At 71.7% G+C, this 21,035-nt stretch carries 21 protein-coding genes and 1 pseudogene; 8 read left to right on the forward strand and 14 right to left on the reverse strand.

Annotated elements, in window-relative coordinates; translation table 11 throughout:
• Positions 1–13: 13 nt before the first annotated feature.
• From IG84_RS0134965 to IG84_RS0134975, 3 genes are all read left to right on the forward strand, one after another.
• Positions 14–796, forward strand: a complete 783-nt coding sequence (locus IG84_RS0134965; protein WP_031066719.1) for a metal ABC transporter ATP-binding protein — start codon at positions 14–16, stop codon at positions 794–796.
• A gap of 1 nt (position 797) precedes the next feature.
• Complete coding sequence (locus IG84_RS0134970) at positions 798–1,712, forward strand: metal ABC transporter permease (protein ID WP_031066722.1); 915 nt, start codon at positions 798–800, stop codon at positions 1,710–1,712.
• Between the two features lie 98 nt (positions 1,713–1,810).
• The gene (locus tag IG84_RS0134975; protein ID WP_031066726.1) at positions 1,811–2,236 is read left to right on the forward strand and encodes a Fur family transcriptional regulator; all 426 of its coding nucleotides are present in this window, start codon (positions 1,811–1,813) and stop codon (positions 2,234–2,236) included.
• A gap of 67 nt (positions 2,237–2,303) precedes the next feature.
• Here the strand turns inward: IG84_RS0134975 and IG84_RS0134980 are convergent, their stop codons facing one another.
• The 5 genes from IG84_RS0134980 to leuA form a co-directional block, all read right to left on the reverse strand.
• Positions 2,304–3,134, reverse strand: a complete 831-nt coding sequence (locus IG84_RS0134980) for an isoprenyl transferase (RefSeq protein WP_031066731.1) — start codon at positions 3,132–3,134, stop codon at positions 2,304–2,306.
• A 41-nt stretch (positions 3,135–3,175) separates the two neighbouring features.
• A complete protein-coding gene (recO, locus tag IG84_RS0134985; protein WP_030249442.1) occupies positions 3,176–3,922 on the reverse strand; it encodes a DNA repair protein RecO in 747 nt (248 codons plus the stop codon).
• 89 nt (positions 3,923–4,011) lie between these two features.
• Positions 4,012–4,227 (reverse strand): hypothetical protein, encoded by a 216-nt coding sequence (locus tag IG84_RS0134990; protein WP_031066734.1) that lies wholly within the window; start codon positions 4,225–4,227, stop codon positions 4,012–4,014.
• A 231-nt stretch (positions 4,228–4,458) separates the two neighbouring features.
• Positions 4,459–5,136 (reverse strand): TerB family tellurite resistance protein, encoded by a 678-nt coding sequence (locus IG84_RS0134995; protein WP_031066737.1) that lies wholly within the window; start codon positions 5,134–5,136, stop codon positions 4,459–4,461.
• Between the two features lie 273 nt (positions 5,137–5,409).
• Positions 5,410–7,176 carry a 2-isopropylmalate synthase gene (gene leuA / locus IG84_RS0135000; RefSeq protein WP_031066739.1) on the reverse strand — a complete coding sequence of 589 codons (1,767 nt, stop codon included), beginning with the start codon at positions 7,174–7,176 and terminating at the stop codon, positions 5,410–5,412.
• Positions 7,177–7,477: 301 nt separating this feature from the next.
• Between leuA and IG84_RS0135010 the strand changes: the two genes are divergently transcribed.
• From IG84_RS0135010 to IG84_RS0135020, 3 genes are all read left to right on the forward strand, one after another.
• Entirely contained in the window at positions 7,478–8,575 is a 1,098-nt protein-coding gene (locus IG84_RS0135010) for a M4 family metallopeptidase (RefSeq protein WP_031066741.1), read from the forward strand.
• Positions 8,576–8,623: 48 nt separating this feature from the next.
• A complete protein-coding gene (locus IG84_RS0135015) occupies positions 8,624–8,890 on the forward strand; it encodes a protealysin inhibitor emfourin (protein ID WP_031066746.1) in 267 nt (88 codons plus the stop codon).
• Between the two features lie 164 nt (positions 8,891–9,054).
• A complete protein-coding gene (locus IG84_RS0135020; RefSeq protein ID WP_031066749.1) occupies positions 9,055–10,305 on the forward strand; it encodes an MFS transporter in 1,251 nt (416 codons plus the stop codon).
• 18 nt (positions 10,306–10,323) lie between these two features.
• Here IG84_RS0135020 and era read toward each other — a convergent pair whose 3' ends face one another.
• Both era and IG84_RS0135030 read right to left on the reverse strand, forming a co-directional pair.
• Positions 10,324–11,262 (reverse strand): GTPase Era, encoded by a 939-nt coding sequence (gene era, locus IG84_RS0135025; RefSeq protein WP_031066751.1) that lies wholly within the window; start codon positions 11,260–11,262, stop codon positions 10,324–10,326.
• A gap of 89 nt (positions 11,263–11,351) precedes the next feature.
• Entirely contained in the window at positions 11,352–11,699 is a 348-nt protein-coding gene (locus IG84_RS0135030; RefSeq protein ID WP_031066754.1) for a hypothetical protein, read from the reverse strand.
• Between the two features lie 135 nt (positions 11,700–11,834).
• Here IG84_RS0135030 and IG84_RS0135035 point away from each other — a divergent pair, with 135 nt between their 5' ends.
• Complete coding sequence (locus IG84_RS0135035) at positions 11,835–12,458, forward strand: class I SAM-dependent methyltransferase (protein ID WP_031066756.1); 624 nt, start codon at positions 11,835–11,837, stop codon at positions 12,456–12,458.
• A gap of 20 nt (positions 12,459–12,478) precedes the next feature.
• On the opposite strand, the gene IG84_RS0135040 is transcribed toward IG84_RS0135035, so the two are convergent.
• The 4 genes from IG84_RS0135040 to IG84_RS0135055 all read right to left on the reverse strand — a co-directional run bounded on the left by IG84_RS0135040 (position 12,479) and on the right by IG84_RS0135055 (position 16,740).
• Positions 12,479–13,801: a hemolysin family protein gene (locus IG84_RS0135040; RefSeq protein ID WP_031066759.1), complete on the reverse strand. Its 1,323-nt coding sequence runs from the start codon at positions 13,799–13,801 to the stop codon at positions 12,479–12,481.
• Between the two features lie 4 nt (positions 13,802–13,805).
• Complete coding sequence (ybeY, locus tag IG84_RS0135045) at positions 13,806–14,303, reverse strand: rRNA maturation RNase YbeY (protein WP_031066761.1); 498 nt, start codon at positions 14,301–14,303, stop codon at positions 13,806–13,808.
• A gap of 11 nt (positions 14,304–14,314) precedes the next feature.
• On the reverse strand, positions 14,315–15,391 hold the full coding sequence (locus IG84_RS0135050) for a PhoH family protein (protein WP_031066763.1): 1,077 nt from the start codon (positions 15,389–15,391) through the stop codon (positions 14,315–14,317).
• 179 nt (positions 15,392–15,570) lie between these two features.
• On the reverse strand, positions 15,571–16,740 hold the full coding sequence (locus IG84_RS0135055) for a carbohydrate kinase family protein (protein ID WP_031066766.1): 1,170 nt from the start codon (positions 16,738–16,740) through the stop codon (positions 15,571–15,573).
• Positions 16,741–16,851: 111 nt separating this feature from the next.
• On the opposite strand from IG84_RS0135055, the gene IG84_RS0135060 reads away from it, so the two are divergent.
• Positions 16,852–18,162 (forward strand): 6-phospho-beta-glucosidase, encoded by a 1,311-nt coding sequence (locus IG84_RS0135060; protein WP_031066769.1) that lies wholly within the window; start codon positions 16,852–16,854, stop codon positions 18,160–18,162.
• Positions 18,163–18,253: 91 nt separating this feature from the next.
• Here the strand turns inward: IG84_RS0135060 and IG84_RS0135065 are convergent, their stop codons facing one another.
• The 3 genes and pseudogenes from IG84_RS0135065 to IG84_RS0135075 form a co-directional block, all read right to left on the reverse strand.
• Positions 18,254–19,714, reverse strand: coding sequence for a hypothetical protein (locus IG84_RS0135065; protein WP_031066772.1), 1,461 nt, complete (start codon positions 19,712–19,714; stop codon positions 18,254–18,256).
• A 92-nt stretch (positions 19,715–19,806) separates the two neighbouring features.
• Positions 19,807–20,436, reverse strand: coding sequence for an MBL fold metallo-hydrolase (locus tag IG84_RS0135070; RefSeq protein ID WP_031066775.1), 630 nt, complete (start codon positions 20,434–20,436; stop codon positions 19,807–19,809).
• A gap of 2 nt (positions 20,437–20,438) precedes the next feature.
• Positions 20,439–21,035 (reverse strand): annotated as a pseudogene (locus IG84_RS0135075) (zinc-binding dehydrogenase); the annotation flags it as partial.

A 21,035-nucleotide genomic window follows, 5' to 3' on the forward strand; every position in this document is an offset into this window, starting at 1 on the left:
GGAAGGAGCGGCCATGAGCGGTACGGACGAGGCACCGGCCGTCGTCTCGCTGCGCGGCGCCAGCGCCGCGCTGGGCGCCCGCCCCGTGCTCCGCGGCATCGACCTGACCGTGCGGCGCGGCGAGGTCGTCGCGCTGCTCGGTGCCAACGGCTCCGGCAAGTCCACGGCCGTGCGCGCGGTGGTCGGCCAGGTGCCGCTCAGCTCCGGCGAGCTGGAGCTGTTCGGTACGCCCGCGCGCCGCTTCAAGGACTGGGCGCGCATCGGATACGTACCGCAGCGCACCACCGCGGCCGGCGGGGTGCCCGCCACGGTCCGCGAGGTCGTGGCGGCGGGCCGGCTGGCCCGGACGAAGCTGAAGTGGCCGGGCAAGGCCGACCGCGCGGCCGTCATGACCGCGCTGGAGCAGGTCGGCATGGCAGACCGCGCCAAGGACTCGGTCGGCGCGCTCTCCGGCGGCCAGCACCAGCGTGTCCTGATAGCCCGCGCGCTGGTCGCCGAGCCCGAGTTGCTGATCATGGACGAGCCGATGGCCGGCGTGGACCTCGCCAGCCAGGAGGTACTGGCCCAGACCCTGCGCACCCAGGTCGAGGCGGGCGCCACGGTCCTCCTCGTGCTGCACGAGCTGGGTCCCCTGGAGCCGCTCATCGACCGTGCCGTGGTGCTGCGGGACGGCTGCGTCGTCCACGACGGGCCGCCCCCGGAGGCGGTCGGCCAGCACGCCCTGCCCGGCCACGATCACGTACACCCGCACGCGGACGCGGCCCACGAGCCCGTCCGGACAGGACTGCTGACCTGAGATGGACATCCTCACCTACGCCTTCATGCAGCGGGCGCTGATCGCCGCGGCCCTGGTCGGCATCACCGCGCCCGCCGTCGGCATCTATCTCGTGCAGCGCCGCCAGGCGATCATGGGCGACGGCATCGGGCACGTGGCGCTGACCGGTGTCGCGCTCGGCGTCCTGCTCAACACCTCGCCGGTGTGGATGGCCGTCCTGGTCGCCACGATCGGCGCGGTGATCATGGAGCTGGTCCGTTCGTACGGCAAGACCCGCGGCGACATCGCGCTCGCCATGCTCTTCTACGGCGGCATGGCCGGCGGCGTAATGATCATCAACCTTGCCCCCGGCGGCTCCACCGCCAACCTCACGAGCTATCTCTTCGGTTCCATCACCAGCGTCTCCCCCGAGGACGTCACGGTCACCGCGATCCTGGCCGCCTTCGTGCTGGTGATCACGCTCGGGCTGCGCCGCCAGCTCTTCGCGATCTGCCAGGACGAGGAGTTCGCGCGCGTCACCGGCCTGCCGGTCCGCGTACTGAACCTCCTCCTCGCGGTCACCGCCGCCGTCACCGTCACGGTCGCCATGCGCGCCGTCGGCCTGCTGCTGGTCAGCGCGCTGCTCGTGGTGCCGGTCGCGGCCGCCCAGCAGGCCACCCGCGGCTTCGCCGCGACCCTCGCCATCGCGGTGGCGATCGGCGTGATCGTCACCCTCTCCGGTACGGCCGTGTCGTTCTACGTTGACGTGCCGCCGGGTGCGAGCATCGTGCTGCTGGCCATCGCGGTCTTCGCCGTCTTCTCGCTGATCGCCGCGCCACTGGCGAAAAAACGCGCGCGGGCGGCCGTCCGGGCCGAAGAGGGGTGCACCCTGGAGGTGCCGGGCGCGGTGCCGGCGGCCCGGAAGCCTGCGGACGACGTCGGCGTGGGTGCGTCGTGAGTGAACGGGTGTAAGCGTCCCAGCCGGGCTCCAGTCATCACCTGGCACAATGGCCGGACGTTCCGCAGGGGGATGTTCTACGCCTAAGGGAGGCAACGGTGGCGACGAGCGCGGGATCTCCGGTGCGCGGCCGGTCGACGCGGCAGCGAGCCGCCGTGGCCGCGGCTCTCGACGAGGTCGACGAGTTCCGCAGCGCGCAGGAACTGCACGACATGCTCAAGCACCGGGGCGACTCGGTGGGGCTCACCACGGTCTACCGCACGCTCCAGTCGCTGGCCGACGCCGGCGAGGTGGACGTGCTGCGCACCAGCGAGGGCGAGGCCGTCTACCGCCGGTGCAGCACCGACGACCACCATCACCACCTGGTCTGCCGCAGCTGCGGCAAGGCCGTGGAGGTCGAGGGCCCCGCGGTGGAGCGGTGGGCCGATCAGATCGCGGCGGAGCACGGCTTCCGTGACGTCGCGCACACGATCGAGATCTTCGGCACGTGCGGGGACTGCGTGAAGGCCGCACAGGCGTCCTAGGGGCGCCGTAACAACGACGAAGGGCCCGGTGGCCGCGCAGGCGGCTGCCGGGCCCTTCTGCGTGCGCTCAGCCCTGCTGGGCGGGCGCCTCCGGGACCTCGTTCGGCCGGGCGCCGCCGAAGCGCCGGTCGCGCTTGGCGTACGCCATGCACGCGTCCCACAGGTTCCGCCGGTCGAAGTCCGGCCACAGCACGTCCTGGAAGACCATCTCGGCGTATGCGCTCTGCCAGATCAGGTAGTTCGACGTGCGCTGCTCACCGGAGGGCCGCAGGAACATGTCCACGTCCGGCATGTCCGGGTAGTACAGGTACTTCGCGAAGGTCTTCTCGCTCACCTTCGACGGGTCCAGGCGGCCCGCCTTCACGTCCTCGGCCAGCGCCTGCGCCGCGTCCGCGATCTCCGCGCGGCCGCCGTAGTTCATGCAGAAGTACAGCGTCAGCTTGTCGTTGTCCTGCGTCTGCTCCTGCGCGACCTGGAGCTCCTTGGCCACCGACTTCCACAGCTTGGGCATCCGCCCCACCCAGCGCACCCGGATGCCGAGCGCGTCGAGCTGGTCCCGGGTCTTGCGGATGAAGTCCCGGTTGAAGTTCATCAGGAAGCGCACCTCGTCGGGCGAGCGCTTCCAGTTCTCGGTGGAGAAGGCGTACAGCGAGATGGCCTTCACGCCCATCTCGATCGCGCCCTGCAGCACGTCCAGCACCTGCTCGGCGCCGACCTTGTGCCCCTCGGTGCGCGGCAGCCCGCGCTCCTTCGCCCAGCGCCCGTTGCCGTCCATCACGATGGCCACGTGCTCGGGGACCAGCTCACCGGGGATCTTCGGCGGCCGCGCACCGGACGGGTGCGGCTCCGGCGCCTGGTACTCCCGCCGCGAACGGCCCAGAATCCCACGTCGTGCCATACGTGCCACGTCTCCTAGCTCTTGGTGTAGCTCTTGGGTGGTTACTTCTCTACGTAGCGGAGCGAGCGCAGTCCCCGCTCCAGGTGCCACTGCAGATACGCCGCGACCAGCCCGCTGCCCTCCCGGACGTGCCGGGCCTCGGCCGCGTCCGCCGTCCGCCAGTCCCCCGTCAGCAACGCGCTGAGCAGCGCGATCGACTCAGAGGAGGGTACGACGCTGCCGGGCACTCGGCACTCCCCGCATATGACTCCGCCCGCGCCGACCGAGAAGAACCGGTTCGGACCGGGCATTCCGCACCGCGCGCAGTCGTCAAAGCTCGGTGCGTAGCCGTTCACGGCGAGCGAGCGCAGCAGGAAGGCGTCCAGGACGAGATGTGCGGCGTGCTCTCCGGAGGCGAGCGTCCGGAGCCCGCCCACCAGCAGCAGATACTGCTGCACCGCCGGCTCGCCCTCGTGGTCGGTGAACCGCTCCGCCGTCTCCAGCATCGCGGTCCCCGCGGTGTACCGGTCGTAGTCGCGGACGATGCCGCCACCGTACGCGGCGATCGTCTCGCTCTGCGTGCACAGCGGCAGCCCGCGCCCGACCAGCTCGCTGCCGCGCGCGAAGAACTGCACGTCCACGTGCGAGAACGGCTCCAGACGCGCGCCGAACTTCGACTTCGTGCGCCGGACGCCTCGGGCCACGGCCCGTACCCGGCCGTGGCCGCGGGTCAGCAGCGTGATGATCCGGTCCGCCTCACCCAGCTTCTGGGTGCGCAGCACAACGCCGTCATCACGGAACAGACTCATGCAGCCATTGTCCCGTACGGCCGCGCCGCACGGGGACGGTCCCCCGGTTGCTGCCCGCCGGCCACTCAGCCGTTGCCCCCGCCGGCCGCTCAGCCCACCTCGCCGCGGCTGCGGGCGTTCACATACGCCGTGGCCGCGCTCAGCCGCTCACTCGCCGTCGCGATCCGCACGGCCTCGGGCACGCAGTCCCACTGCCGCCCGCCGCCCACCGGCCGCAGCCGCAGATACGGCCCCTCGCTCCCCGTCACCACTCCGACCTTGCCCGTCCGCGTGTCCACGACGTACGAACCCACCGCGGCGCTCATCGTTCCTCGCTCGCTTCCTTCGCCTCGAATCCGGCAGTGGTGTCCCACTGTCCCGACCCGGGCTCTTCCGCCGGAAGATTTTCGCTGTTCACATCCGTGATACGCGCCAGCGGATCTAAAATCGGCAGCGACGTACGCGTATCAAGTGCGCGTGACAGCAAGGGCGTTGAGGAACGCAGGCGGCATTTTCGCCCGCGCGTGCGAGGAATTGACGACTGTCGCGCGGCAGCCCTAGGAAGGCGTGCGCGCGGCCGCGGCGAGGAGCCGGTCCGTGTCCTGCGCGTCGAGCGACAGCGCCGTGCCGACGGTCGTGAGGACCTCGCGCTCGGGGCCCGTGTAGGGACCGTCCGCCAGCGCGATGCGCGCGCCCTGCAGCAGCAGGGATTCGCGCCCCGCCGGCGCAAGGTGGGGCGCGAGCGGCTCCAGCGCTTCGTGGAGCTCTATCGCGAGCGCCGTGCCACACGGGTCGAGACCGTCGCGGCCGTCGTGGTACGTGCCGGGGAGCCGGCCCGTGTCCGCGGCCAGCGCGGCCAGCAGGGAGAGCAGTTGCTCCTCCGTGCACTCGGTGAAGCCGGAGGCCCGTACCGCCGCGACCGCCTGCTCGCGGACCGTGCGGGACGCCGTGCCGCCCGCCGCCAGCAGCGCGAGCGTCACCGTGTGCACGGCGTCGCGGAGCATCGCGGAGAAGCGGGTCGTGGTGGGGTGGTCCAGGGCGTCCAGGCCGAAGTGGCCCGTGCAGGAAGAACATTCCAGAACGGGGCCCGCCGTGCCGCGCGGGAGGACGGGGACGCCGAGCAGGGTGAGCCGGCGCCTGCCCGTACGGCGGCGGTAGTTACGGTCGCCACCGCACTCGGGACAGAAGAACTCGCCGTCGGCGAGGGTGCGCCATGACGTGCGCACGCCCACCATGCCCAGCTTGTGCCTCACGTCGGACCTCCGTAACTCCCCCACGCCTTAAGGGCGCGGGAGGTGCCCCCATCGGCCACGCTGCCGCGCTGACGTGATGTTAGCCACATCGGAGACGTGGCGTCAGCATGTCGTACCGGACAATGCGGAAGGCCCCGCCCCCCTTTTCGACGAGGAGCGGGGCCTTGCGCGGGCGTCACGCGGGGGCGGTGAACCGGCCCGTGGGTACGTTCCCGTACCCCGCCAGCGGGTTTACCGAACCCATCCGTCCGGGTGTCAGCGGCTCGCGCGGTTGACGGCGGAGACGACGGCCTTGAGCGAGGCGCGCGTCGTGTTCGCGTCGATGCCGATGCCCCACAGGACCTTGTCGCCGATCGCGCACTCGATGTACGAGGCGGCCAGCGCGGAGGCGCCCTCGCTCATGGTGTGCTCCTGGTAGTCCAGCAGGCGTACGTCCACGCCGATGCCCTGCAGGGCGTCGAAGAACGCGGAGATCGGACCGTTGCCGGAGCCGGTCAGGACGGTGTCCTGGCCGTCGACGACCGCCTCGACCGTGAGCGCGTCGATGCCGTCCCGGTCCGTCGTGGTCTGGCCGTTCTTGACCTGGATACGGCCCCACGGGTTCTCGGGGTTGGGCAGGTACTCGTCCTGGAACGTGGACCAGATCGCGCCCGGGGTGACCTCGCCGCCCTCGGAGTCGGTCTTCTCCTGGATGGTCCGGGAGAACTCGATCTGCATCCGGCGCGGCAGGTCCAGGTTGTGGTCGTTCTTCAGGACGTACGCGATACCGCCCTTGCCGGACTGCGAGTTGACCCGGATGACGGCCTCGTAGGAGCGGCCGACGTCCTTCGGGTCGATGGGCAGGTACGGGACCGCCCACTCGATGTCGTCCACGGTCTTGCCCTGGGCGGCCGCGTCGGCCTCCAGAGCGTCGAAGCCCTTCTTGATGGCGTCCTGGTGGGAGCCGGAGAAGGCGGTGTAGACCAGGTCGCCCGCGTAGGGGTGGCGCGGGTGGACCTCCATCTGGTTGCAGTACTCGGAGGTGCGGCGGATCTCGTCGATCTGCGAGAAGTCGATCATCGGGTCGACACCCTGCGAGAACAGGTTCATGCCCAGCGTGACCAGGTCGACGTTGCCGGTGCGCTCGCCCTGGCCGAACAGGCAGCCCTCGACGCGGTCGGCGCCGGCCATGACCGCCAGCTCGGCGGCGGCGACGGCGGTGCCGCGGTCGTTGTGCGGGTGGGTCGACAGGCAGACGTACTCACGGCGGGACAGGTTGCGCGACATCCACTCGAAGCGGTCCGCGTGCGTGCTCGGGGTGGAGCGCTCGACCGTGGCGGGCAGGTTCAGGATGATCTCGCGGCCCTCCTCGGGCTGCCAGACGTCCATGACCGCCTCGCAGACCTCCAGGGCGAAGTCCAGCTCGGTGTCGGTGAAGATCTCGGGGCTGTACTGGTAGCCGAAGATCGTCTCGTCGCCCAGGATCTTCTCGGCGTACTCCATGACCAGCCGCGTGCCGTCCACCGCGATCTGCTTGACCTCTTCCTTGGAGCCGCGGAAGACGACCCGGCGGAAGGTGGGCGCGGTGGCGTTGTACAGGTGCACCGTCGCACGGTGGGCGCCGCGCAGCGACTCGATGGTCTTCTCGATCAGCTCTTCGCGGGCCTGGGTCAGGACGGAGATCGTCACGTCCTCGGGGATCGCGCCCTCTTCGATGATGGAGCGGACGAAGTTGAAGTCGGTCTCACCGGAGGAGGGGAAGCCGACCTCGATCTCCTTGTAGCCCATCTTGACCAGCAGGTCGAACATCTCGCGCTTGCGGGCCGGCGACATCGGGTCGATCAGCGCCTGGTTGCCGTCGCGCAGGTCGGTCGAGAGCCAGCGGGGCGCCTGGGTGATGCGCTTCCCGGGCCACGTGCGGTCCGGAATGTCCACGGCCTCGTACTGGCCGTACTTGTGGATCGGCATCCCGGAGGGCTTCTGCGTCACGGTCGCGGCGGTGATGGGCGTGGGGCGACCGACGGAATTCGCGGGGTTCGACATGGTGCGTAGGGCTCCTCGATGGGGTCCGGTAAGGACGGCCGACGGGGCGGTAAACCGCAACACCGAACTCCGCGGGGAGGGGGTCGGCCTACGACTACAGGCCCTCGCCGCGGCAGCTAAGGAGAAGCAGCCCGAAACGCATGATGCTCTGCACCCTAGCGGAGACCCGTGTCATATGGATGTCCCGTATCAGTATGCGGGACCGGAGGCGCATTGCGGCCTTTTCGCGACCAAGCACACATTCGCGGGAATCTCCGTAGCGGGTCGTGACAGGGCCTGCACGCGGTGCGACGCTCGCCCCATGGACGCCACTTCTTCACACCAGAGTCACGCTGTCCGCCCGGTCTTCTGCGGGATCATCCCGCCCCACCTCCTCGACCACCTCTCCCGTGCCGAGAGCTCCACGCTCTCCGGCCGGGCCCGCCGCACCCTCGAGCACGACGCCCTGCAGCGCACCCGCCGCCGCCTGACCACCGTCCGCGGCCTCGCCGCGCCGGACGGGGCCCGGACCGGCAGCGACAAGCCGCAGCGCACGATCTATGACGCGGAACACGCCGAGACCCTGCCCGGCACGAAAGTCCGCGGCGAGTCCGACCCGGCGGGCCAGGACGCCTCCGTCAACCGCGCCTTCGCCGGCCTCGGCGCCACCTTCGAGCTGTACTTCAAGATCTACGGCCGGCGCTCCATCGACGACCTGGGCCTGCCGCTGGACGCCACGGTCCACTACGGCAGGGAGTACGACAACGCCTTCTGGGACGGCGAGCGGATGGTCTTCGGGGACGGCGACGGCGAGCTGTTCCTGGACTTCACCACCGCCCTGGACGTCATCGGGCACGAACTGACCCACGGCGTCACCCAGTACACCGCCAACCTGGAGTACCTCGGCCAGTCCGGCGCGCTGAACGAGTCCGTCTCGGACGTCTTCGGCTCGCTGATCAAGCAGTACTCCCTCAAGCAGAGCGCCGACCAGGCGGACTGGCTGATCGGCGACGGGCTGCTCGGCCCGGACGTCGACAAGGGGACCGCGCTGCGCTCGATGAAGGCGCCCGGCACGGCCTACGACGACGATGTGCTCGGCAAGGACCCGCAGCCCGCCACGATGGACGACTACGTACAGACCTCGCAGGACAACGGCGGGGTGCACATCAACTCCGGCATCCCCAACCACGCCTTCTACCTCGCGGCGACCGCCCTGGGCGGCAACGCCTGGGAGCGGGCCGGGCAGGTCTGGTACGACGTGCTGACGGGCGGCGAGCTCGCCAAGGACGCCCAGTTCGAGGACTTCGCCCAACTGACGATCGACGCCGCCAAGGCTCGCTACGGCGACCAGGGCGCGGAGCACGAAGCGCTGGTCAAGGCGTGGTCCGAGGTGGGTGTCACCAACGACGAGGGACAGTGACCTGCGGCGGTCATTGACCGGCGGCGCGCCGAGGAGAAGGCTGCGCCCATGCGGATTCAGGTGAGGCGCACCGGCGGTTTCGCCGGCATCGAGAAGCACGCCGAGATCGACACCGCTGACCGGGCCGATGCCGCCCAGTGGGACGACCTGGTCGAGCGGGCGCTGGCCGACGGGCGGGACACCCAGCCCGTCGGGGTGCCGGACGGATTCACGTACCAGATCACCGTCGACGGCCGGACCGTGTACTGCGCGGATCCCCGGCTGACCGACCACCAGCGCAAGCTGATCACCCGGGTACTGAAGGAAGGGGCGTAGGCCACGGCTCCCTGAGCCCCGGCGACGCGTGTCAAGGGTGCGGGTGGGCGGCTCCGCCCGCACCCTTGACACGTTACTGACCGGTCGGCGGCCACCCGGATGAGGAGCTTGCCGTGCTGCTCCCGGGCCCGGTGGCGGAGGATCTGAAGGTGACCTCCCAGTCCCTGGACCGGTACGCCGTCGACGAAGCGCTGGCCGAACCCGTCGTGCCGGTCGGGCGCGGCTGGACGGCGGCGCTCGTGCTGGCGAACGGGGCGATCTGGGTCGGCTGGTTCGGGCCGCTGCAGATCCTGCTGGCCCTCCAGGCCGCCGAGCTGGCCCCGGCCGGCACCTCGAAGGAGACCGTACTGGCCTGGGTGACCGGCTGCGGCGCGGCCGTCGCGCTGGTCGCCACGCCGCTCTTCGGCGCGGCCTCGGACCGCACGGCCTCCCGCTTCGGCCGCCGTGCTCCATGGATCGCGGGCGGCGTGCCGGCCGGCGCCGGCGCGCTCGCACTGCTCGCCACGGCGGACGGCGTACTGTCCCTGCTGCTGGGCTGGTGCCTGGTCCAGCTCGCGCTGAGCGCCGCGTACGCCGCGCTCACCGCCGCCGTACCGGACCGGGTGCCGCGGCGGCAGCGCGGGGCGGTCGGCGGCTGGCTGGGCGCGGCCCAGATCCTGGGCGTACTGGCGGGCACGGGCCTGGCGACCGCGGCCGGCGGTATCGCGGCGGGCTACCTCGCCTGCGCCGCCTTCACGGTCCTCGGCACGCTCCCGTACGTCCTGCTCCGCCGCGACCCGGTACTGCCCGCCGACCGGCGCCCGCCGTTCGACCGGCGCGCCTTCCTGACCGCCTTCTGGATCAGCCCGCGCCGCCACCCGGACCTGGCCTGGGCCTGGCTGACCCGCTTCCTGGTCAACCTCGGGAACTCGATCGCGCTGCTGTACTTGCTGTACTACCTGCGGGACGCGCTGCACCGCCCCGACCCGGCGGCCGGGGTGCTGATCCTCACCGCGGTGAACAGCGCGCTGCTGCTGGGGACGGTCGTCGCCGCCGGCTTCTGGTCGGACCGCATCGGCCGCCGCAAGCCGTTCGTCCTGTGGGCCGGCGTCCTGATGGCGGCGGCCACCGCGGTGCTCGCCTGCTGGCAGACCTGGCCCGGAGCGCTGGTGGCGGCCGGCACGCTGGGCATCGGCTTCGGCGTCTTCATGGCCGTCGACTTCGCGCTGATGACGGACGTCCTCCCGGCCGCGGCACACCGCGGCAAGGACCTGGGCGTCATCAACATCGCCAACTCCCTGCCCCAGGTCGCCGCCCCGGCCCTGGCAGCGCCGGTGGTCCGCCACCTGGGCGGCTACCCGGTCCTGTACCTCCTGGCCGCGGCCACCGCCCTGGCGGGCGCCCTCTTCGTACGCCGCATCCGAGGAGTGGACTAGGGGAGGACTCGGGGACGGCTAGAAGCCCAGCTTGCGGAGCTGCTTCGGGTCCCGCTGCCAGTCCTTGGCGACCTTCACGTGCAGATCGAGATAGACGGGCGTGCCGAGCAGCGCCTCGATGTGCTTCCGCGACTTCATCCCGACCTCCTTCAGGCGCTTGCCCTTGGGGCCGATGATGATGCCCTTCTGGCTGGGCCGCTCGATGTAGACGATCGCGTGCACGTCCAGCAGCGGCTTCTCGGCGGGCCGGTCCTCGCGCGGCAGCATCTCCTCGACCACGACCGCGATGGAGTGCGGCAGCTCGTCCCGCACGCCCTCCAGCGCCGCCTCGCGGATCAGCTCGGCGACCATGACCTGCTCGGGCTCGTCGGTGAGGTCGCCCTCCGGGTACAGCGGCGGGCTCTCGGGCAGCATCGGCACGAGCAGATCGGCCAGCAGCCCCACCTGGCTGTCGCCGACCGCCGACACCGGAATGATCTCGGCCCACTCGATCCCGAGCTCCTGGCCCAGCTTGTCGATGGCGATGAGCTGTTCGGCCAGCGTCTTGGAATCCACCAGGTCGGTCTTGGTCACGATGGCGACCTTCGGGGTCTTCTTGATCCCCGCCAGCTCACCGGCGATGAACCGGTCGCCCGGCCCGAGCTTCTGGTCGGCGGGCAGGCAGAAGCCGATCACATCGACCTCGGCCCAGGTGGTCCGCACCACGTCATTGAGCCGCTCGCCCAGCAGCGTGCGCGGCTTGTGCAGACCGGGGGTGTCCACCAGCACGAGCTGCGCGTCCGGGCGGTGCACGATGCCGCGGACGGTGTGCCGGGTGGTCTGCGGCCGGTTGGAGGTGATGGCCACCTTCGTACCGACGAGAGCGTTCGTCAGGGTGGACTTGCCCGCGTTCGGGCGGCCGACGAAGCACGCGAAGCCGGCGCGGTGCGGGGCGGAGGAGTCTGTACGAGCGCTCATGGCGCCCATTCTCCCCGATCGCGGGCATGACACCGACCACCGGCCCGGCCGGACCGGTGGGTCAGCGGTATCTCTGGGGCGCTGCGCGCTCAGCCGGCCTTGACGGTCTCGCGGAGGACGCCGTCGGGACCGGCGACCAGGACGGGAGTCTCCGCGCCGCCCAGGTCGCGGACGACCGCGCGGTCCGCGTCGGCCGCGGTGTCGGCCTCGGTGACCAGCGCGGCCGCCTCCAGGGACTGCGCGCCGCTCGCCACGGCCATCGCCACGGCGGTCTGCAGGGCACTCAGCTTGAGGGAGTCGAGGGTCACGGTCCCCGCGACGTACGTCCGCCCGGTCTCGTCCCGCACGGCGGCACCCTCGGTGACACCATTACGGGCACGCGCCGAACGGGCAAGCGTAATGATCTTGCGGTCTTCCGGATCCATCGCTTCGCTCATACGGCCGAGGATATGCGTTCACCACCCCCGCATGTTCCAACGGGGGCCCACCCCCGACGACCCGTCTTCCCGCGGCGTACCGGCATCCGCACGCCTACGCTGGAAAGTGAACCGCGGAACACGGAGGCGGTCCCCATGGGCATCTACTCAGAACGCGTCCTCCCGCGCATCATCGACGTCGCCTGCGGCATGAAACCCACCAAACCCCTACGACGCCAGGTCTGCGCACCCCTCAAGGGCGACATCCTCGAGATCGGCTTCGGCACGGGCCACAACGTGCCCTTCTACCCGCCGGCCGTCACCAGCGTGGCCGCCATCGAGCCCTCCGACCTGGGCTGGGAACTCGCCGGCACGCGCCTGCGCGCATCCCGTACGCCCGTCCACCGGGCCGGCCTCGACGGCCAGTCCCTCCCCTTCGAGGACAACACTTTCGACGCCGCCCTCTCCACCTGGACGCTGTGCACCATCCCCGACGCCGAGGCCGCCCTCCGCGAGGTGAGACGCGTCCTCAAGCCGGGCGGCACCCTGCGCTTCCTCGAACACGGCCTGGCCCCGGAAGGGGACGAGTCCGTACGCCGGTGGCAGCGCCGCCTGGACCCCGTCAACGCGCGCCTCTTCGGCGGCTGCCACCTCACCCGTCCGGTGGCCGACCTGCTGGCCTCAGCAGGCTTCACGATCACCGAACTGGAGACGTTCTACGAGCAGGGCGCCCCCAAACCCATGGGCGCCGACTCGCTGGGCACAGCGATGGCCCGCTGACCGGGCACAGGGGCGGCCCGCTAGTCCCCGTCGCTCCCGGCGCCATCGGCGCCCTCGGTGCCGACCGGCTCCACCAGCACCGTAACGATCTTGTTCCGGCGCCCCGCAGGCGACTCCGCCGTCAGCCGCAGCGCCTTGAGGGCCGGGTCCACGGCGTCCTCGGAGAGGTCGACCTCCGCCTGGGCCCCCGCGATCGGCACCCGCCCCAGCCGCTTGGCCAGCAGCCCGCCGACCGTCTCCACGTCCTCGTCGTCCAACTCCAGGCCGTACAGCTCGCCGAGGTCGCCGATGTCGAGGCGGGCCGTGACCCGGTACCGGCCGTCGCCCAGCTCCTGCACGGGCGGCAGCTCGCGGTCGTACTCGTCGGTGATCTCCCCGACGATCTCTTCGAGGATGTCCTCGATCGTGACGATGCCGGCCGTGCCGCCGTACTCGTCGATCACCACGGCAACGTGGTTGCGGTCCCGCTGCATCTCGCGCAGCAGATCACCCGCGTTCTTCGTGTCCGGCACGAACGCCGCGGGCCGCATCGCCGTCGACACCAGCTCGGTCTCCGCGTCCCGGCTGATGTGCACCTTCCGGGCGAGGTCCTTCACGTACACCACGCCCACCACGTCGTCCTCGCTCTCCCCCGTCACGGGGATGCGCGAGAACCCGGAGCGCAGCGCGAGCGTGAGCGCCTGGCGGATGGTCTTGAAGCGCTCGACCGAGACCAGGTCGGTGCGCGGCACCATCACCTCGCGCACGAGGGTGTCGCCGAGCTGGAAGACCGAGTGCACCATGCGGCGCTCCTCGTCCTCGATCAGCGACTCCTGCTCCGCGAGGTCGACCATCGCGCGCAGCTCGGCCTCGGAGGCGAACGGGCCCTTGCGGAAGCCCTTGCCGGGCGTGAGGGCGTTGCCGAGGAGGATCAGGAGCTGCGGGATCGGGCCCATGACGCGGGCCAGCGGCAGCAGGACGTACGCCGCGGCGGTCGCCGTGTTCAGCGGGTGCTGCCGTCCGATCGTCCGCGGCGAGACGCCGACCGCCACGTACGAGACGAGCACCATCACCGCGATGGCGACGGTCAGCGCCTCCCACGTCTCCGCGAACCGCTGCACGCACGCGTACGTGACGACGACGGCAGCGGCCATCTCGCAGCCCACCCGCACCAGCAGGGCGACGTTCAGATAGCGGGTGGGGTCGGCGGCGACGGCGGCGAGCTTGGCGCTGCCGCGCCGCCCGGACCGTACGGCCTCCTCGGCGCGGAAGCTGGTCGTGCGGGCGAGGCCCGTCTCCGCGCAGGCGGCGAGCCAGGCGACCACGACGAGGAGGACGGCGACGGCGATGAGCTGGACGGACACCGCGTCACCGAGTGGTGGGTGCCGGAGACGGGCCCTCGATGCCGCGCTCGGCCCGCCAGCCGTCGATGATCGCGGCCTGCAGCCCGAACATCTCGGCCTTCTCGTCCGGCTCCTCGTGGTCGTACCCGAGGAGGTGGAGGACACCATGGACGGTGAGCAACTGCAGCTCCTCGTCCATGGAGTGCTCCGTGGGCGCGTCCTCTCCCTGCTTCTTGGCGACCTCGGGGCAGAGCACGATGTCGCCGAGCAGCCCCTGCGGGGGCTCCTCCTCGTCCTTGGCCGGCGGCCGCAGCTCGTCCATCGGGAAGGACATCACGTCGGTCGGGCCCGGGAGGTCCATCCACTGGATGTGGAGCTGCTCCATGGCGTCGGCGTCGACGACGATGACCGAGAGCTCGGACAGCGGGTGGATGCGCATCCGGGCGAGCGCGTAGCGGGCGACATCCAGGACCGCCTGCTCGTCGATGTCCGTACCGGACTCGTTGTTGACGTCGATTGCCATCGTGTGACTGCTCAAGACTTCCTGTTGCGGCTGCGGCTGTCGTGCTGGCCGGAGCGACCGTCGTTCTGACCGCTGCGGCCCTCGTTCTGGCCATTGCGGCTGTCGTACTTCTCGTACGCGTCGACGATACGGCCCACGAGCTTGTGCCGGACGACATCGGTGCTGGTGAGGCGCGAGAAATGGACGTCCTCGACGTCCTCCAGGATCTCCTGCACCTGGCGCAGACCGCTCTTCGTACCGCCGGGCAGGTCGACCTGCGTCACATCACCCGTGATCACGATCTTCGAGTCGAAGCCGAGGCGGGTGAGGAACATCTTCATCTGCTCGGGGCTGGTGTTCTGCGCCTCGTCGAGGATGATGAACGCGTCGTTCAGCGTGCGGCCGCGCATGTACGCCAGCGGCGCGACCTCGATCGTCCCGGCGGCCATCAGGCGCGGGATGGAGTCGGGGTCGAGCATGTCGTGCAGCGCGTCGTAGAGCGGGCGCAGATACGGGTCGATCTTCTCGTAGAGCGTGCCGGGCAGGAAGCCCAGGCGCTCGCCCGCCTCGACCGCGGGCCGGGTCAGGATGATGCGGTTGACCTGCTTGGACTGCAGGGCCTGCACCGCCTTGGCCATGGCGAGGTAGGTCTTGCCCGTACCGGCGGGGCCGATGCCGAAGACGACGGTGTGCTTGTCGATGGCGTCGACGTACCGCTTCTGGTTCAGCGTCTTGGGACGGATCGTGCGGCCCCGATTGGAGAGGATGTTCTGCGTGAGCACCTCTGCCGGGGTCTCTTCCGTCCCGCCCTCGCCGTTCTCCGCCGAGCGCAGCATGGCGATCGAGCGTTCCACTGCGTCCTCCGTCATCGGCTGTCCGGTGCGGAGCACCAGCATCATCTCGTCGAACAGGCGCTGGATGAGCGCGACGTCCTCGGGATTTCCGACGGCGCTGACCTCATTGCCACGGACGTGGATGTCGGCCGCCGGGAAGGCGTTCTCGATCACGCGCAGCAACGCGTCTCCCGACCCCAGGACCGTGACCATGGGGTGCTTGGGCGGGACGGTGAACTGGGCGCGCGCCTGCTGATTAGTGGGTGTCTGCGTCATGGGCCGGCTCTGTGGCCTGCTGATCCCCATTTCTACGTAGCGATGCCTGCGGCTCTCCTGAGCACGTCCAGGGTACGACGCACCACCGACATCGACGGAGAACTTTTCGAGGAGGGCCGGTGGAGGGGGGCGAGGGGCGGGAAGCCATCCCCCTCCGCCTTCGCCCCTGCGGGGAACGGCTAGCCGGAGCGGCGGAAGCCGATGGTGGGGAGGGCGCGGGCCAGCGGCCACTGACGGTAGGCGGCCGGCAGTACGCCCTCCAGGAACGCGTACCGCTCCCGCAGCGGGAGTCCGCCGCCCGGTGCCGCGAGCCCGGCCACGGCCTCCGTGTGGTGATCCCGTACCTGCTGCCACCACGCGGCGATCTCCGACCAGCCGGGCGCGGACAGCGAGCCGCCGAACTCCTGCACCGACAGCGCCGCCGTCAGGCCCGCGAACGCCAGCCGGTCGGCCAGCGGCCAGCCCGCGAGCGTGCCCGTGACGAAGCCCGCCACGAAGACGTCGCCCGCGCCCGTGGGGTCCAGCGCCTCCACCGCGATCGCCGGTACCTCGGCGCTCTCGCCGGTCCGCGCGTCCACCGCGCACGCGCCCCGCGCACCCATGGTGACCACGGCGACCGGCACGAGGTCGGCGAGCTTGCGGGCGGCGGCCTGCGGCGAGTCCGTACGCGTGTACCGCATCGCCTCCTCGGCATTCGGCAGGAACGCCTCGCAGTGCTCGAGGTCGGCGAGGTCGGCCGGGTCCCAGCGCCCGGTGTCGTCCCAGCCCACGTCCGCGAAGATCCGGGCGCCGCGGCCGGCCGCGCAGCCCAGCCAGCCCTCCCGCCGCCCCGGCACCAGCGAGGCGACGCAGGCGCGCGAGGCGGGCGGGCACCCCGGCGCGTGCGCCCCGTCGAAGGCGGACTCCGGCGGCGGCGCCTCGTGCCCGTGCGACACCATCGTGCGCTCGCCCTCGTACGCCATGGAGACGGTCACCGGCGAGTGCCACCCGGGCACCTTCCGCGACATCGAGAGGTCGATGCCCTCCCCCTGGCGCAGCGCGTCCCAGCAGTACTCGCCGTACATGTCGTCCCCGAAGGCCGCCGCCAGCGAGGTGTGCAGCCCGAGCCGGGCCAGCGCGGTCGCCATGTTCGCGACCCCGCCGGGGCTCGACCCCATGCCGCGCGCCCAGGACTCGGTGCCGCGGACCGGCGCCGAGTCCAGCCCGGTGAAGATGATGTCGAGGAAGACCGTGCCGGTGAGATAGACGTCCGTGGCCGGGTCCCGCGGCCCGCGAAGTGCGGCGAGCGGGTCGAGCACCGCCGGCGTGGGACTCGTGGGGGCGAACTGTTCTCCGCTGTGAGCGCTCACCTTGCCTGCCCCTTTCGTCCGTGCACGTCACGCCAGTGTGCCGGATCAGGGGTGGCCATGGCTGCGAGCGGGGCGGCTTCCGGCGTACCTTCGTGCGGTACGTTCCGGCCCATGAGGCTCACGATTCTCGGTGGTGGCGGCTTCCGGGTGCCGCTGGTCCACCGCGCGCTGCTCGACGACCCCGCGCGCGCCGTGACGGAGGTGACGCTGTACGACACCGACGCGGACCGGCTGCGGGTCATCGCGGCCGTACTGGAGCGGCAGGCGGCGGGGCGGGAGCGGCCGGTACGGGTACGGCTCGCGACGGACCTCGACGACGCCCTGCGCGGCGCGGACTTCGTGTTCTCCGCGATCCGGGTCGGCGGCACAGCGGGGCGCGTCGCGGACGAGCGGATCCCGCTCTCCGAGGGCGTGCTCGGCCAGGAGACGGTGGGCGCGGGCGGCGTGCTCTACGGGCTGCGCACCATCCCCGTGGCGCTGCACATCGCCGAGCGGGCCGCGGCGCTGGCCCCGGACGCCTGGGTCATCAACTTCACCAACCCGGCCGGAATGGTCACCGAGGTGATGGCGGAGGTGCTGGGCGAGCGGGTGATCGGCATCTGTGACTCGCCGGTGGGCCTGGTGCGCCGGGCCGCGCGGGCGGCGGGCGCCGACCCGGACGCGGTGAGCTACGACTACGTGGGGCTGAACCACCTCGGGTGGCTGCGGTCGCTGTCCTACGAGGGCCGCGACCTGCTCCCGGGGCTGCTCGCCGACCCCGAAGCGCTCGGCTCGTTCGAGGAGGGGCGGCTCTTCGGGGCCGAGTGGCTGCACGCTCTCGGGGCGCTGCCCAACGAGTACCTGCATTACTACTACTTCCGCCGCGAGACGCTCGCCTCCGTACGGGCGGCGGACGAGACCCGCGGTGTCTTCCTCGACCGGCAGCAGGGCGGCTTCTTCGAGGCGGCGGGCCGGCGCCCGGAGGACGCGTACGCGCTGTGGGAGCGCACGCGCCTGGAGCGCGAGGAGACGTACATGGCGGAGAGCCGGGAGGCGAGCGGCGGCTGGCAGCGCGACACCTGCGACCTGGAGGGCGGCGGGTACGACCGGGTGGCGCTGGCCCTGATGCACGCGATCGCGGGCGACCGGCGGGCCCGGCTGATCCTGAACGTGCGCAACGGGACGACCGTTCCGGCGCTCGCCCCCGAGGCCATCATCGAGACGGTGTGCGAGGTGGGCGCGGACGGCGCCCGGCCGCTGCCGTGCGCCCCGCTCCGCAACGACCAACTGGGGCTGATGCTCCAGCTCAAGGCGGTGGAACGGGCGACGGTGGAGGCCGCCGTCTTCAAGGAGCGCGACGCGGCCCTACGGGCGCTGGCGCTGCACCCTCTGGTGGACTCACCGGCGGTGGCCGCCCGCATCCTGGAGCGGGCGGCGGACTGAGCGGTCCGCCCGACGGGGCGGTTCGGCGGCGGGTGCGGGCTCGGCGGCCGTGGTTGGGCGGCTGGGCCCGGGTGGGCGCGGCCTAGGGGTGTCAGCGGCTGACAGACTCCGCCAGGGCGGCGAGGCGGCGCTGTACGTCGTCGCGGGCGCCGCTCCTGCCGGGCACCCGGCTCCGGAGGTTCGCGAGTTCCACGCCCAGCTTCCGGACCTCCTCGCCGTTGCTGACCTGGTGCCAGCAGTGGTGGGCACGGTCGACGGCGGCCGTGACCTCGGGGTCCGTCTCGCTCTGCCCGCCGGCCAGCCGGACGTGCGCGGACCGCATCCACAGCCCGCTCGCCCGCACCGGCTCGTCGGCCTGCCGGGCCAGCTCCGCCTGTACCTCGATCCAGTGCACCGCCTCCGGGGACACCGGCCCGTGGCTCCGGAGGGCGGCCTGCTCCCAGGCCGCGGCCATCGCGGCGGCCTCCCCGTGCCGCCCGGCCGCCGCCGCGGCGAACACGGCATGGTGCGGATCGACGGCAGGCGCCGCACTGGGCACCGGGGGTATGGCGGCCACCACGGGAATCGGCGGCTGGGCGGGCTGCGTGGGCTGGGCCGGCACCGGAGCGGGCGCGGGAGCCTGCACGGGCGCGGGCGCGGGAGCCGGGGCGGGCGCGGGCGCCGCAGCGGGCTCCGACGCAGGTTCCGAAGCGGGCACAGGCGCCGGTGCAGACGCCGGAGCGGGCGCGGGAGCCGGAGCAGGCGCGGCCGCGGACGGCGCCGCCACCGCCCCAGCAGCCGGTGCAGCCACAGCCCCAGGACCCGGCGCAGGAACCGGCCCAGGAACCGGCCCGGGGCCCGGACTCGGTACCGGTACCGGCGTCTGCGCCCCCGTCCCCGCTCGCTCCGGCGTCAGCCACAACGTCACCCCACCGTCCAGCCCCGCCTCCCGCAGCGCCCACCCGTGCAACTCGTCCGCACCGGGCCGCGCGGCCGCCGCCCCCGCTCCCGTCTCCGCCACCGCCCGCAACACCCGCGCCAGGGCATGCGTGTACGCCGGCGTGAGCCGGTGCTTCTTGTCGCTCCGCTGCACCGTGCCGTAGAGCTGGAACGGTCCGCCCAGCGAGAGCTTCCCCGCGCCCAGGTCGTGCCAGACCTCCGGCCCGGCCGCCAGGTCGGCCAGTACCGTCGTACTGCCCGGCGGTCGGTGCTGCAGCTCCGCGGCGAGCCAGTGCCACGGCAGCGCCGTGTACCGGACCGTGCGGGGCACGGTCCGGGCCAGTGCCAGATGCGGCTTGCCCTGTCGCGCGTCGACCTGGATGTGCCCCGCGACGTAGACCAGCAGCGGCCCGTCGACGGCGGCCGCGGTGCGGATGTGGGTCAGTACCGTGTTCGGGTCGTCCGGGTTCGCCAACTGCACGGCGCTGGCGTACGGAGCGCCCACGAGCCGCGCCGGCGGAACGGCCGCCAACTGCGGCAGCGCGGCGGTCGCCGGGAGCGGCCGGCGCACCGGCGGATCGGCGGCAATCAGCAGGGCGTAGCCAGGAGCGGTCGGTGCGGTGCTGATTGCCATACCGAGCACGGTAACCGGCCGCCCTCCTGGTACGCATGGGATAGCGGCGCAAAGGTTCGAAAACCGGTAGCAAGTGACGCCGCTACGGCCCCTCAGTGGCCGCGCGCGATCCATTCTTCCAGGTGCGGTGCCTCGTCCCCGATGGTCGTCGGGTCTCCGTGCCCGGTGAGCACCTTCGTCTGCGGCGGCAGGGTCAGCAGCCGTTTCCGGATCGACTCGACGATGGTCGGGAAGTCCGAGAACGACCGCCCGGTCGCGCCGGGTCCGCCCTGGAAGAGCGTGTCCCCGCTGAAGACGACGCCGAGGTCGGGCGCGTGGAAGCAGACCGCGCCGGGCGCGTGCCCCGGCGTGTGCAGCACGGTCAGATCCGTACCGGCGATGGTCAGCACCTGCCCGTCCGTCAGCTCCCGGTCCGGAGGGCTGCCCGGATAGGTCAGCTTCCACAGCGGCAGGTCGTCCGGATGAAGGTGGATCATGGCGCCGGTACGGGACGCCAGCGCGGGCGCCGCGTCGATGTGGTCGTCGTGCGCGTGCGTACAGAGCACCGCACGCAGCCGCCGCCCGCCGAGCGCCACGAGGATGGCATCGGCATCGTGCGCGGCATCGATGACCACCGCTTCCTCATCGTCCCCGACGATCCACACATTGTTGTCCACCTCCCACGTCCCGCCATCGAGGGAGAACGTCCCGGAGGTGACCAGGTGCTCGATGCGTGCCGCCATCACAGCACCACCACCGAGCGGAGAACGTCGCCTTCGTGCATCCGCGCGAGCTTGTAGGTCTCCGGACGGCCGACCGCCTCGATGACCACATCCGCGCCGAAACCGCCGGTCAGCTCGCGGATCGCCGCCACCGGATCGGCGGCCTTGGAATTCACCGAGTGCGTGGCGCCGATGGACAACGCCTTCTCCAGCTTCCGGTCGTCGATGTCCACCGCGATGATCTTCGCAGCACCCGCCAGCCGGGCGCCGGCAATCGCCGCGTCACCGACACCACCACAGCCGATCACCGCAACCGAGTCCCCACGCCCCACATTCCCGGTATTGATCGCCGCACCGATACCGGCCATCACCCCACACCCCAGCAGTCCTGCCACGGCGGGCGAGACGGCCGGGTCGACCTTGGTGCACTGGCCCGCCGCCACCAGCGTCTTCTCCGCGAACGCACCGATACCGAGGGCCGGAGACAGCTCCGTACCGTCCGTCAGCGTCATCTTCTGCTTGGCGTTGTGCGTATCGAAGCAGTACTGCGGACGCCCCCGCAGACACGCCCGGCACTGCCCGCACACCGCACGCCAATTCAGAATGACGAAGTCGCCGGG

Source organism: Streptomyces ochraceiscleroticus, assembly GCF_000720485.1.
In the GTDB taxonomy this organism is placed as follows: domain Bacteria; phylum Actinomycetota; class Actinomycetes; order Streptomycetales; family Streptomycetaceae; genus Streptomyces; species Streptomyces ochraceiscleroticus.